At 61.2% G+C, this 12,507-nt stretch carries 12 protein-coding genes; 9 read left to right on the top strand and 3 right to left on the bottom strand.

Translation table 11 applies throughout. The features are described from left to right. From DXT77_RS10015 to DXT77_RS10000, 4 genes are all read left to right on the top strand, one after another. Window positions 1–546, top strand: a complete 546-nt coding sequence (locus DXT77_RS10015) for a twin-arginine translocation pathway signal protein (protein WP_119427525.1) — start codon at window positions 1–3, stop codon at window positions 544–546. 41 nt (window positions 547–587) lie between these two features. Then, window positions 588–2,183 (top strand): GMC family oxidoreductase, encoded by a 1,596-nt coding sequence (locus DXT77_RS10010; RefSeq protein ID WP_119427524.1) that lies wholly within the window; start codon window positions 588–590, stop codon window positions 2,181–2,183. A gap of 115 nt (window positions 2,184–2,298) precedes the next feature. Continuing rightward, window positions 2,299–2,778 (top strand): pantetheine-phosphate adenylyltransferase, encoded by a 480-nt coding sequence (gene coaD / locus DXT77_RS10005; protein WP_003229157.1) that lies wholly within the window; start codon window positions 2,299–2,301, stop codon window positions 2,776–2,778. A gap of 102 nt (window positions 2,779–2,880) precedes the next feature. Then, the gene (locus DXT77_RS10000; RefSeq protein ID WP_003195146.1) at window positions 2,881–3,132 is read left to right on the top strand and encodes a YfhL family 4Fe-4S dicluster ferredoxin; all 252 of its coding nucleotides are present in this window, start codon (window positions 2,881–2,883) and stop codon (window positions 3,130–3,132) included. 38 nt (window positions 3,133–3,170) lie between these two features. On the opposite strand, the gene DXT77_RS09995 is transcribed toward DXT77_RS10000, so the two are convergent. From DXT77_RS09995 to DXT77_RS09985, 3 genes are all read right to left on the bottom strand, one after another. Further along, window positions 3,171–3,494: a multidrug transporter gene (locus DXT77_RS09995; RefSeq protein ID WP_085731548.1), complete on the bottom strand. Its 324-nt coding sequence runs from the start codon at window positions 3,492–3,494 to the stop codon at window positions 3,171–3,173. A gap of 67 nt (window positions 3,495–3,561) precedes the next feature. Then, a complete protein-coding gene (gene mutM, locus DXT77_RS09990) occupies window positions 3,562–4,374 on the bottom strand; it encodes a bifunctional DNA-formamidopyrimidine glycosylase/DNA-(apurinic or apyrimidinic site) lyase (protein ID WP_085709046.1) in 813 nt (270 codons plus the stop codon). A gap of 27 nt (window positions 4,375–4,401) precedes the next feature. Then, window positions 4,402–5,214: an HDOD domain-containing protein gene (locus tag DXT77_RS09985; RefSeq protein ID WP_178083460.1), complete on the bottom strand. Its 813-nt coding sequence runs from the start codon at window positions 5,212–5,214 to the stop codon at window positions 4,402–4,404. 266 nt (window positions 5,215–5,480) lie between these two features. Between DXT77_RS09985 and DXT77_RS09980 the strand changes: the two genes are divergently transcribed. From DXT77_RS09980 to ilvD, 5 genes are all read left to right on the top strand, one after another. Beyond that, a complete protein-coding gene (locus DXT77_RS09980; RefSeq protein ID WP_085709044.1) occupies window positions 5,481–6,677 on the top strand; it encodes a class I SAM-dependent rRNA methyltransferase in 1,197 nt (398 codons plus the stop codon). Between the two features lie 443 nt (window positions 6,678–7,120). Beyond that, entirely contained in the window at window positions 7,121–8,194 is a 1,074-nt protein-coding gene (locus DXT77_RS09975; protein WP_119427522.1) for a SagB family peptide dehydrogenase, read from the top strand. Continuing rightward, a complete protein-coding gene (locus tag DXT77_RS09970) occupies window positions 8,191–9,147 on the top strand; it encodes a diiron oxygenase (RefSeq protein ID WP_119427521.1) in 957 nt (318 codons plus the stop codon). The genes DXT77_RS09975 and DXT77_RS09970 overlap by 4 nt, the downstream gene beginning before the upstream one ends. After that, a complete protein-coding gene (locus tag DXT77_RS09965; protein ID WP_119427520.1) occupies window positions 9,140–10,357 on the top strand; it encodes a multidrug effflux MFS transporter in 1,218 nt (405 codons plus the stop codon). Before DXT77_RS09970 ends, DXT77_RS09965 begins: the two co-directional genes overlap by 8 nt. A 255-nt stretch (window positions 10,358–10,612) precedes the next feature. Continuing rightward, the gene (gene ilvD, locus DXT77_RS09960) at window positions 10,613–12,454 is read left to right on the top strand and encodes a dihydroxy-acid dehydratase (RefSeq protein WP_064380052.1); all 1,842 of its coding nucleotides are present in this window, start codon (window positions 10,613–10,615) and stop codon (window positions 12,452–12,454) included. Window positions 12,455–12,507: the final 53 nt, after the last annotated feature.

The raw sequence follows: 12,507 nt of genomic DNA, 5'->3' as shown, positions 1-12,507 counted from the left end.
ATGCACCCAAGCCTGACCGAAACACCCGCCCTCTCGCGCCGTGGCCTGCTGAAATTCAGCCTCGGCGCCACGGCTTTCCTCGCCACCGCCGGCCTTGGCGCCAGTCTGAGCGGTTGCTCATCGAGCGTATCGGCCAACGGATTCGCCGCGTTGCGCAGCGGTGACCTGCTGTTTCTGCGCGCGCTGATTCCGGTGATGCTGGATGGCGCCGTCGCGGTGGAAAAGATGCCCGCCGCTGTCGATGGAACCCTGAAGTCCCTGGACTACAGCCTCGATCACCTGTCGCCGGAAATGCTCAAGCTCACCCGGCAACTGTTCGACGTGCTGGGCATGGCCGTGAACCGGGGACCGCTGACCGGAATCTGGGGCAGTTGGGAAAACGCCAGCCCCGAGGCGATCCGGCACTTTCTCGAGCGCTGGGAAAACAGTTCGTTGAGCCTGCTGCGCATGGGCCACAGCTCCCTGCAGCAAATGGTGATGATGGCCTGGTACACCCACGCCGAATCCTGGGCGCACTGCGGTTATCCCGGCCCGCCCACGGTTTAAGACCTGCGACGCCTCCGAACAATAATAAGAGAGCCTGATTGATGCCCGTACCCGACCCGTTTCGCGAAGGCCTTGCCCGTGGCTGGAAAACCTACAACGGCGCGCAACTGACCGATGACCTGACCCTGGAAACCGACGTGGCAATCATCGGCAGCGGTGCCGGCGGCGGCACCACGGCGGAAATCCTCAGCGCCGCCGGCTACAAGGTGTTGCTGATCGAAGAAGGTCCGCTCAAGACCAGCAGCGACTTCAAGATGCTGGAAGACAAGGCCTACAGCAGCCTCTATCAGGAAGGTATCGGCCGCATGAGCAAGGACGGCGCGATCACCATCCTTCAGGGCCGCGCGGTCGGCGGCACCACCCTGATCAACTGGACCTCGAGTTTTCGCACCCCTGAGCCAACCCTTGAACACTGGGCCAAAGAGCACAACGTCAAAGGCCACAGCCCCGCCGACATGGCGCCTTGGTTCGAAAAAATGGAGCAACGCCTCGGCGTCGCCCCGTGGATGGTGCCACCCAACGCCAACAACGACGTAATCCGCAAAGGCTGCGAACAACTCGGCTACAGCTGGCACGTGATCCCGCGCAACGTGCGCGGCTGCTGGAATCTTGGCTACTGCGGCATGGGCTGCCCGACCAATGCCAAGCAGTCGATGATGGTTACGACCATTCCGGCGACCCTGGAAAAGGGTGGCGGACTGCTCTATCTGGCCCGCGCCGAAAAACTGCTGATCAACGGCGACAAGGTCACCGGCCTGCAATGCGTGGCGATGGACGAACGCTGCGTCGAGCCGACCGGGCGCAAGATCACGGTCAAGGCCCGCCATTACGTGCTGGCCGGCGGCGGCATCAACAGCCCCGCCCTGTTGCTGCGCTCGGACGCGCCGGATCCGCATCAACGCCTCGGCAAGCGCACGTTCCTGCATCCGGTGAACATGTCCGCCGGGCGCTTCGACGAGGTCATCAACCCGTTTTACGGAGCGCCGCAGTCGATCTACTCCGACCATTTCCAGTGGAAGGACGGCACCACCGGGCCGATGGCCTTCAAACTCGAAGTGCCGCCGTTGCACCCGGCGCTGGCCGCCACCCTGCTCGGCGGCTTCGGCCAGGAAAACGCGCAGCACATGGCCGACCTGCCCCACACTCACGCCATGCTGGCGTTGCTGCGTGACGGCTTTCATCAGGACAGCCAGGGCGGCAGTGTCGAATTGCGCGGGGACGGTTCGCCGGTGCTCGATTATCAGGTGTCGTCCTACGCCTGGGACGGTTTGCGCCGGGCCTTCCACGTCATGGCCGAAATCCAGTTCGCCGGCGGCGCCAAAGCGGTGATGCCGATGCACGCCGATGCGCGTTATGTGAACAGCCTGGCCGAGGCCCGCAATATGATCGACGGCCTGAGCCTCGAGCTGTACCGCACCCGCCTGGGCAGCGCCCACGTCATGGGCGGTTGCGCGATGGGCGAAGACCCGAAAAGCGCCGTCACCGACAGCCTTGGCCGCCATCATCAGCTGCGCAATCTGTCGATTCACGACGGCTCGCTGTTCCCCACCAGCATCGGCGCCAACCCGCAGTTGTCGGTGTATGGTCTGACGGCGCAACTGGCGACATCCCTCGGCGAACGGCTGAAAAACCCTTGAAAAAGACGAAGATTCGTACCGTCCATAGTGCTTTCTTACCCAAAAGGCGACTTGGCCGACCGGGACGGCTGCGATACCATCCGACTCCCCAACGGATTCCCGCCAGGACGACGCGATGAACCGAGTGTTGTACCCAGGTACCTTCGACCCTATTACCAAGGGCCATGGCGATCTGGTCGAACGCGCCTCGCGCCTGTTCGATCATGTGATCATCGCCGTCGCCGCCAGCCCCAAGAAGAATCCGCTGTTCCCGCTGGAACAACGGGTCGAGCTGGCCCGCGAGGTCACCAAACACCTGCCCAACGTGGAAGTGGTCGGCTTCTCGACGCTGCTGGCGCATTTCGCCAAGGAACAGAACGCCAATGTGTTCCTGCGTGGTTTGCGCGCGGTGTCGGACTTCGAATACGAATTCCAGCTGGCCAACATGAACCGTCAGTTGGCGCCGGATGTGGAGAGCCTGTTTCTCACCCCGTCCGAGCGTTATTCGTTCATCTCCTCGACGCTGGTGCGTGAAATTGCAGCCCTGGGCGGCGATATCAGCAAGTTCGTCCACCCGGCCGTGGCTGATGCCCTGACCCTGCGCTTCAAGAAGTAACGACCGTTCAAACGGCGCCCGCGTGCACTGCGGGCGCCAATGCGGCACAATTGCGCGCATTGATTCATAGCGCCCGGGCTCCCCGCCCCGGCTGGAGTTAGCATGTCCCTGATCATCACCGACGATTGCATCAACTGCGACGTCTGCGAACCTGAGTGCCCGAACGCCGCCATTTCCCAAGGCGAAGAGATCTACGTGATCGACCCGAACCTGTGCACCCAGTGCGTCGGCCATTACGACGAACCGCAGTGCCAGCAGGTCTGCCCGGTGGATTGCATTCCATTGGACGAAGCCCATCCGGAGACTGAAGAACAGTTGATGGAGAAGTACCGCAAGATTACCGGCAAGGCTTGAGTCGCTGACCGTGATCGCAGCGCCAGGCTGCGATCACGTCATTCCCGCTGCTCGAATCCTTCCCCGGTACAGCCCAGGCAGCGCACGAACGCCGCTTTCGCCGGTGCCACCACCAGCGCCTCCCCCGCATCGCCGACACCGCCACCCAGCGCGGTAAACGGCAACGACACCACAAACACGCCTGCACCGATCACTGTCGCCGCCACCAGCAAGGGGCGGGCAATCAGCAGATCGCCGATCATGGCGTAGGCCGGTGGATTCTGGATGGCGTATCGCGGATCACCGCTGCCGCCTTCCGTGGCCTGAACGGTCAGGCTGGAACACAGCAGCAGTGCGAGGAGCAGGGCTTGCGAGGACTTCATGGCACGATCCTTCGGGCTGAACAGTGAGACAACTCACTATAGACCGTAGGACTTTTTCAGCTTTTCGTCAGGTCTGGCAGCGCGGGCAGAAAACGCTGGCCCGCTGGCCCAGCTTCACTTCCCGCAGGCCCGTGCCGCAGACCTTGCAGTGCTCGCCACCGCGGCCGTAGACAAACAGCTCCTGCTGGAAATACCCCGGCTGCCCATCGCCGCCAATAAAGTCGCGCAACGTCGTACCGCCGCGCTCGATGGCGGCGGCGAGGATGCGTTTGATCTCGATCGCCAGCTTCAGATAACGCGCCCGGGAAATGCCCTTGGCTTCGCGGCGCGGATCGATGCCGGCGGCGAACAGCGCTTCGGTCGCGTAAATATTGCCGACCCCCACCACCACCGCGTTGTCCATGATGAACGGCTTGACCGCCATCGACCGACCGCGTGACAGCTGATACAACCGCTCGCCATCGAACAGATCGGTCAACGGCTCCGGCCCCAGACGAATCAGCAATTCGTGATTGAGCGGGTCGTTGCTCCAGAGCATCGCGCCGAAACGACGCGGATCGGTGTAGCGCAGGGCCAGGCCCGACTCCAGTTCGATATCCACATGCTCATGCTTGGCTGCCGGCATCCCGACCTCGACCAGCCGCAAATTGCCCGACATGCCCAGATGGCTGATCAGCGTGCCGACTTCGGCATTGATCAGCAGGTACTTGGCGCGCCGCTCGACCAGCACGATGCGCTGGCCGGACAGGCGCACATCGAGGTCTTCGGGAATCGGCCAGCGCAGCCGCCGGTCACGCACGATCACCCGGCTGACGCGCTGGCCTTCCAGGTGCGGGGCGATGCCGCGACGGGTGGTTTCGACTTCCGGCAATTCAGGCATGAGCGTCTCGAATCTTGAGTGTCTTTATCAGTGTGCGCCGAGTTCGCGGATCGTCTGCTTCAAGGTTTCGAAGTCGTAATCCGAGAGGCCGATGTATTCCAGCACCAGCGGCCCGACAGCCTGCCACTCGAAGTCTTCGCTCTGGTTGCCCAGCACCCGGTACGACGCGCAGATGTGCTCGGCCATTTTCAGAATCGCCAGCAGGTTTTTCATCTGGCTGTTGCGCGAAGTCTCATCGCTGAAGATCGCCATGGCGTTGTGGTGGTTGGCGATGGCCGCACTGACGTGCTCCGGCAAGCGCCAGGACTTGGCGGTGTAGTAACCGACCACCGAGTGATTGGTGTTGTAGACATCGTTCTCGGTGTCTACGACCCGGCGTTCGACACTCGCGTTGGCGTAGGCCTTTTCGAGCGTCGTCATGTAATCCGGGAAACGCTGAAGCATCAGCGGCACGCCGCAGTCATGGAACAGGCCCAACGCGTAGGCTTCGTCGCTCGCCTCGGTGCCGACGCGCTTGGCCAGGGTCAGGCAGGTCATGGCCACGTCCTGGGCGGTGTCCCAGAAACGGTTGAGCGTGACGATAGTGTCGTCGTTCATCTCGCCCTTGATCGACTGCGCGTTGATCAGGTTGATGATCGAGCGGCTGCCCAGCAGGTTCACCGCGCGCTTGATCGAGGTGATCTTGTTGCTCAGGCCGTAATACGGGGAGTTGACGATTTTCAGCAGAGAGCCGGACAGGCCGGGATCCTGGGAGATCAGCTTGGCGATCGTCTCCAGGTCCGGGTCGGGCATGTACTGCTCCATTTGCAGATCCACCATGATCTGCGGTTGCGCCGGCACGCTGATGCCTTGCAGGGATTGTTGAATCTGTTCGGTGGTCAGCTCTTGGGACATAAGTACACACTCTTGGACAGGCGGCGATTCTAACCCCTAAAAACCGACGAACGACACATCGGGGGCAGATCGGCGGAAACTTTCATTCAAGACCATGGACAGAATTCTGCCTTCGTCCGTTTGCGCGCCACGCCTGTGCGCCACATGTCCAGCACCGAACCCGCCTGCGTCGCAACACGGTATACTCCCGCTCTTTTTTCCGGAGCGACGTCATGTCCCTGCCTAGCTTGCGCCTCAAAGCCAACGCCGACCGTCGCCTGCGCGCCGGCCACCTGTGGGTCTACAGCAACGAAATCGACGTGGCCGCCACCCCGTTGCACGGCTTCAAGGCCGGCGACCAGGCGATCCTCGAAGCCGCCGGCGGCAAGCCGCTGGGCATCGTGGCCATGAGCCCGAACAACCTGATCTGCGCCCGCCTGCTGTCGCGCGACATCAAGCTGCCACTGGACAAGTCGCTGCTGGTGCATCGCCTGAACGTCGCGCTGTCCCTGCGTCAGCGCCTGTTCGACAAACCGTTCTATCGCCTGGTCTACGGCGACTCCGACCTGCTGCCGGGTCTGGTGGTCGACCGTTTCGGCGACATTCTCGTGGTGCAGATCGCTTCCGCCACCATGGAAGCCCATAAAGATGACGTGATCGCGGCACTGACCCAGGTGCTCAAGCCGAGCGGCATTCTGTTCAAGAACGACTCCGCCGCCCGTGACGCCGAAGGTCTGGAGCGCTACACCGAAACCGTGTTCGGCCTGGTGCCGGAGTGGGTTGCTCTGGAAGAGAACGGCGTGAAATTCGAAGCCCCGGTGATCCAGGGCCAGAAGACCGGCTGGTTCTACGACCACCGCATGAACCGCGCACGCCTGGCGCCTTACGCCAAAGGCAAACGCGTGCTGGACCTGTACAGCTACATCGGTGGCTGGGGTGTGCAGGCTGCCGCATTCGGCGCCAGCGAAGTGTTCTGCGTCGATGCCTCGGGCTTCGCCCTCGACGGCGTCGAGCGCAACGCCGCACTGAACGGTTTCGCCGACAAGATGACCTGCATCGAAGGCGACGTCTTCGAAGCCCTGAAGGAACTCAAGGCCAGCGAAGAGCGCTTCGACGTGATCGTGGCCGATCCGCCTGCGTTCATCAAACGCAAGAAGGACATGAAAAACGGTGAAGGCGCCTACCGTCGCCTGAACGAGCAAGCCATGCGCCTGCTCAACAAGGACGGCATCCTGGTCAGCGCTTCGTGCTCGATGCACCTGCCGGAAGACGATCTGCAGAACATCCTGCTGACCAGCGCCCGTCACCTGGACCGCAACATCCAGTTGCTGGAACGCGGCGGTCAGGGCCCGGATCATCCGGTGCACCCGGCCATTGCAGAAACCCGCTACATCAAGAGCATCACCTGCCGTCTGCTGCCCAACAGCTGACAGACGCACGGCATTGATGCTGTCAAAGGGGAGCCCGCGGGCTCCCCTTCTTTTTGTCTTGAGCTTTGCTTTCCTACATTTATTGTCCTGCCGGCGTGCAGGATATTTCCTTAACTATTCTATTTAGCGGCATTCAACTTACACACTTACTTCCATCCAAAGATCACTCCGACAAAATTACTGGATTATTCCTACTTAATATTTGCTTGCGATTAATCCATTACAAACTATTATTAAGTCGTCACCACGAAGGTGGCACCAACTAACCACGAAGCAACAATGAACAAGGAGTTCAATCATGAAAACAATTACTCTGGAATCCCGCACCCTCGCAAACCTGGCTTTTCTGGTCGCACCTAAAGCCCGTTAAGTAAGGTGGCGCTGGGTATGCCGGCTACCCAGCGCCTCTGGCAAAATACCTACCCAGAGCAGCGTGCCCCAACATGCATATAAATCCTTATTTGTTCATACTGCCACGAACGCCCGGCCAGATAGTCTGGAACTACAAAGATCATACTCAGCACGAACTTGACCTCGAATACTCCTCTCGACTGGCACAACTTATTCACGAGCCGGCTTTATATGACAGCGACAACACAATAGACACGCAACTTCTAAATGCCGGAATACTGACTTCTTCAAAAATCGCAGCGCCTGTCTGGGGCTGGGATGAACTGTCCAGGATCTACCATATCGGCACCCGGAATATTCCCTGCGAACACACGCCCCGAAATATTCAGGAATGGTCCAGGCAATACCTCGAACACTGCAACACCGTGCTTGCCACGTCGCCTCCGGCGGACGTCCCTGTGGACACCGCCCCGAACGCACTCATCGCCCTGCCCGCATCTCTGGTATTGAAGGACGACAGCCTGTCGGGTTCACTGATCCGGCGAAAGACTTGCCGATCCTTCACCGGCGCCCCTCTGTCGCTGGACGATGTCGGCACCTTGCTTTACCTGTCCCTCGGTTACCTGCAAGAACGCGAAGCCGACCGCGACGACAGCATCGCCGAAGGGCTTGGCGCGCGGCGCGGCAGCCCTTCCGGGGGTGGCCTCAATGCCTGCGCCGGGTTTGCGCTGGTGCAGAACGTCGACGGACTGCCACCGGGCGTATACGCCTATCACCCGGCGGAACACGCCCTGAACTTCATCAATCCCTTGCCCGACACAGCACTGGGCAATCTGCTGGGAGGCCAGCACTTCATCAATAACCTGCCGCTGGGCCTGTTCATCACCGCCCGCTTCGACAGGCTCTGGTGGAAATACCCGCACTCGCGCGCCTATCGAATGGCATTCGTCGAAGCCGGGCACCTCTCACAGACGTTTCAACTGGTGGCCACGGCCCTGGGCATGAACACCTGGCTGACCGGTGCGTTTTCCGACGACCAGGTCGAGCGCTTGCTGAAACTCGAGAACAGTGTGGAACAACCTTTGTTCTTCGTCGGTTGCGGGGAAAGCGACGGCCAGGCGATGTGCCAGGAAATGCGCGACCTGCTGCGTGAGACGCCAGCATGAGCCTTCTCTCCCAGGCCCCAGCCTTCGAGTTTTCACTGGGTGACTGGAGCACTCGCGCATCCGTGCGTGCCAGTGCCCACGATTACCGCTTGCCGGATGACATAGCGCAACAGCTGGAAACCCGTCACTGGTTCCCGCCGGCATTTCTGCCCTACCTCGCCCACCCGGCCATCGAAGCTGCGGGCCGCTCGGTGGTGCACCGGCTCACGGCCAATCATCTGGTGCACTTTCTCGACTACACCACCCTGCTCGAACACCGCATCGTCAATCGCGCCGTGGAAGTCATCGTCCACGGCGAACTGCCGGTCGATGTTCCGCCGCCCATGAAAACCGCCGCGCTGCAGCTCTACACCGATGAGGGCTACCACGCCCTGTTTTCCCATCAGGTCGCGGAACAGATCGCCGGGTTCTACGGCATCACCGGGCGCCCGGTGATGCCCAGGCGGATCACTCGCATGAACAGGCTGATCGACGAAACCCTTCCGCAGCAGCGATCGCTGACATGGTTTCTGCTCGGTTTCGTCTCGGAAACCATCATTGCCCGGGAACTGCTCGATGTCTGCCGGGACAGCCTGGTGTCCGGGGTCAACGACATGCTGCGCGACCACCTCACCGACGAGGCGCGACACAGTCGCTACTTCACCGAAGTGTTCCATTACCTATGGCTGCATCTGGTACCGCAGCAACGAACGTTCGCCGCCACCACCCTGCTCGAGATCTTCGGGATTTTCTTCGAAACCGATGAACAGTGGCTGCGACAAAGCCTGTGCGATACCGGGATTGCCGACGGTGCCGTGCTGGAAATACTCGAAAGCCTGACAACAGCGCAAGCCTCCCGACGACGTGCCCGGACGGGCAGCATCGCCACATTGAATGCACTGAAGAAAGCCGGATTTTTCGCTGAACCTTACAACCAGATACTTTTCGCCAGGGCGGGATTGATCGATGGATAAAGGAAAATCCGGGGTGACGACCCGACAGCGTCGCGGGGCCGTCAGCCTGTTGCTGGCGATGGTGTTGCTGGGTGTTTTTCCGCTGGATGTCGTGCTTCCTTCGTTTCCGGCGCTGGCCGAACACTTTCGCAGCACACCGGCCGACATCGCGCTGTCCATCAGCCTATTCGCCGTCGGCATCGCCTTCGCCCAGTTGCTGATCGGGCCGCTGTCGGATGTGATCGGGCGCAAAGGCCTGTTGCTCGCCGGCATGAGCGTTTCAATGCTCGGTGCCCTCGGCTGCGTGATGACCACCGACTATTCGCTGTTCCTGATGTTCCGGGTCGTGCAGGCACTGGGTTGCGGTTGCTTCGTGCTGTCCCAGGCGCTGGTCCAGGACCTGTTCGAAGGCGAGGAACGCGATCGCCTGCGAATCCTGATGGTCACCGCCGGCGGGATTTTCATCTCGGTATCGCCTCTTGTCGGTACTTTCCTGCAGGCGACACTGGGATGGCGTGGCAGCTTCTGGGTGTTCATCGCATTATCGGCCGTGGTACTGCTCAAGGCCTGGCTGTTTCTGGAAAACACCCGACCAACCACCAGCGATACACGTGCAAACTTCCTCAAGGCTTACCGAAGGGTTCTGGGGGAATTCGACTTCGTCGGCTACTGGCTGATTTCGGCATTTGCGTTCGCCTGCCACTTTTCATTCATCGTGATCTCGCCGCTGATCTTCATGGACCGGCTGCAATTGTCCGCCTACGAGTTCTCGTTGATTCTGCTGATCTACGGCGCGGCTTACATCACCGGAGGCATCCTCGCCAGCGTGCTGAGCAAGCGCATCAGCAGCGGCCAGCAGATCGTCGTCGGTCTGAGCCTGATCCTGTTTGCCGGCGTGGCCATGCTGTACCTGTCGTCGAACTTCGCTCTGGCACCGGCAACCGTGCTGATCCCGATGCTGATCTGCACCGCCGGCACCACCATTGCCCGGCCGGCCGCCACCTCCCGGGCCATGAGTCTGTTTCCGGACAACGCCGGTACCTCGGCCTCGGCCGGCAGCACGATCATCTTCATTTGCGGCGGGTTGATCAGTGCCTTGATCAGCCTCAGCCCGACCAATCTGCAATCCACGCTGGGCTACAGCTTCGTGATACTCAGCGGGGTGGCACTGGCATTGAACGCGCGGATCAGTCGGCGCAACGATCTGGTGGGGCAACCACACAGCGAATAAACCTGCCGGTCGTCATTCCACACGCGGCGTCAGCACTGGAACAACGTTTTGCGCCATTCCCTCCTGACGCCAGCGGTGTAGAATCGCGAGATTCATCGCCATTCATCCCCGGCGGGTTTATGAGCTCAGGCTGAGACCAGCGGCGATCCCGCAACGTCATCGGCAACTTCAGGACACACGGCCATTTCTGAGTGTTCCAGACGTCAATAGAAGCTCACTCCCTTTTGATACCTGATTAGCCGCCCGGAGTGCTCCATGCCAGATTACCGCTCGAAAACATCCACCCACGGCCGCAACATGGCCGGCGCCCGCGCACTGTGGCGCGCCACCGGGATGAAGGATGACGACTTCAAGAAGCCGATCATCGCCATTGCCAACTCCTTCACCCAGTTCGTACCGGGCCATGTGCACCTGAAGGATCTGGGCCAGCTGGTTGCCCGTGAAATCGAACGCGCCGGTGGCGTGGCGAAAGAATTCAACACCATCGCCGTGGACGACGGCATCGCCATGGGCCACGACGGCATGCTGTATTCGCTGCCGAGCCGCGAGATCATCGCCGACTCCGTCGAGTACATGGTCAACGCCCACTGCGCCGACGCCATCGTCTGCATCTCCAACTGCGACAAGATCACCCCCGGCATGCTGATGGCCGCCCTGCGCCTGAACATCCCGGTGATTTTCGTCTCCGGCGGGCCGATGGAAGCCGGCAAGACCAAACTGGCCAGCCACGGTCTCGACCTCGTCGACGCCATGGTCATCGCCGCCGACTCCAGCGCTTCTGACGAGAAGGTTGCCGAGTACGAGCGCAGCGCCTGTCCGACCTGCGGTTCGTGCTCCGGCATGTTCACCGCCAACTCGATGAACTGCCTGACCGAAGCCCTGGGCCTCGCATTGCCGGGCAACGGTTCGACCCTGGCCACCCACAGCGACCGCGAGCAGTTGTTCCTGCAGGCCGGCCGCACCATTGTTGAACTGTGCAAACGCTACTACGGCGAGAACGACGAGTCGGTACTGCCGCGCAACATCGCCAACTTCAAGGCGTTCGAAAACGCGATGATGCTCGACATCGCCATGGGCGGTTCGACCAACACCATCCTGCACTTGCTGGCCGCCGCCCAGGAAGCCGAGATCGACTTCGACCTGCGTGACATCGATCGTCTGTCGCGCAAGGTGCCGCAGCTGTGCAAGGTCGCGCCGAACATCCAGAAGTACCACATGGAAGATGTACACCGCGCCGGCGGCATCTTCAGCATCCTCGGCTCGCTGGCCCGTGGCGGCCTGCTGCACACCGACCTGCCGACCGTGCACAGCCGCAGCATGGAAGAGGCCATCGCCAAGTGGGACATCACCCAGACCGACGATGAAGCCGTACACCATTTCTTCAAGGCAGGCCCGGCCGGCATTCCGACGCAAACCGCGTTCAGCCAGTCGACCCGCTGGGAAACCCTGGATGACGACCGTGAAAACGGTTGCATCCGCAGCTTCGAACACGCCTATTCGAAAGAAGGCGGCCTGGCCGTGCTGTACGGCAACATCGCCCTGGACGGCTGCGTCGTGAAAACCGCCGGCGTCGATGAATCGATCCACGTCTTCGAAGGCAACGCGAAGATCTTCGAAAGCCAGGACAGCGCCGTACGCGGCATCCTCGCCGACGAAGTGAAGGAAGGCGACATCGTCATCATTCGCTACGAAGGCCCGAAAGGCGGTCCGGGCATGCAGGAAATGCTCTACCCGACGTCGTACCTGAAATCCAAGGGCCTGGGCAAAGCCTGCGCCCTGTTGACCGACGGCCGTTTCTCCGGCGGTACTTCCGGCCTGTCCATCGGCCACGCTTCGCCAGAGGCTGCGGCCGGTGGCGCGATCGGTCTGGTGCAGGACGGTGACAAGGTGCTGATCGACATTCCGAACCGCTCGATCAACCTGTTGATCAGCGACGAAGAACTGGCGGCACGCCGGGTCGAGCAGGACAAGAAAGGCTGGAAACCGGTCGAGAAGCGTCCACGCAAAGTGACCACCGCCCTCAAGGCCTACGCCCTGCTGGCGACCAGCGCCGACAAGGGTGCGGTGCGTAACAAGGCCATGCTCGACGGCCTGTAAGGGTCAAATCGCAGAAACAAAAAATGCCCCGCCAAGTGCGGGGCATTTTTTTG

Source organism: Pseudomonas sp. 91RF, assembly GCF_003576265.1.
Lineage (GTDB): Bacteria > Pseudomonadota > Gammaproteobacteria > Pseudomonadales > Pseudomonadaceae > Aquipseudomonas > Aquipseudomonas kribbensis.
This window is presented reverse-complemented; position numbering and strand designations above follow the sequence as displayed.

Coding starts and splice junctions, on each gene's coding strand:
- ilvD (WP_064380052.1), top strand. CDS start 10,613: ATGCCAGATTACCGCTCGAAAACATCCACCCACGGCCGCAACATGGCC.
- DXT77_RS09980 (WP_085709044.1), top strand. CDS start 5,481: ATGTCCCTGCCTAGCTTGCGCCTCAAAGCCAACGCCGACCGTCGCCTG.
- coaD (WP_003229157.1), top strand. CDS start 2,299: ATGAACCGAGTGTTGTACCCAGGTACCTTCGACCCTATTACCAAGGGC.
- DXT77_RS09975 (WP_119427522.1), top strand. CDS start 7,121: ATGCATATAAATCCTTATTTGTTCATACTGCCACGAACGCCCGGCCAG.
- DXT77_RS09970 (WP_119427521.1), top strand. CDS start 8,191: ATGAGCCTTCTCTCCCAGGCCCCAGCCTTCGAGTTTTCACTGGGTGAC.
- DXT77_RS10015 (WP_119427525.1), top strand. CDS start 1: ATGCACCCAAGCCTGACCGAAACACCCGCCCTCTCGCGCCGTGGCCTG.
- mutM (WP_085709046.1), bottom strand. CDS start 4,374: ATGCCTGAATTGCCGGAAGTCGAAACCACCCGTCGCGGCATCGCCCCG.
- DXT77_RS09995 (WP_085731548.1), bottom strand. CDS start 3,494: ATGAAGTCCTCGCAAGCCCTGCTCCTCGCACTGCTGCTGTGTTCCAGC.
- DXT77_RS09965 (WP_119427520.1), top strand. CDS start 9,140: ATGGATAAAGGAAAATCCGGGGTGACGACCCGACAGCGTCGCGGGGCC.
- DXT77_RS10000 (WP_003195146.1), top strand. CDS start 2,881: ATGTCCCTGATCATCACCGACGATTGCATCAACTGCGACGTCTGCGAA.
- DXT77_RS10010 (WP_119427524.1), top strand. CDS start 588: ATGCCCGTACCCGACCCGTTTCGCGAAGGCCTTGCCCGTGGCTGGAAA.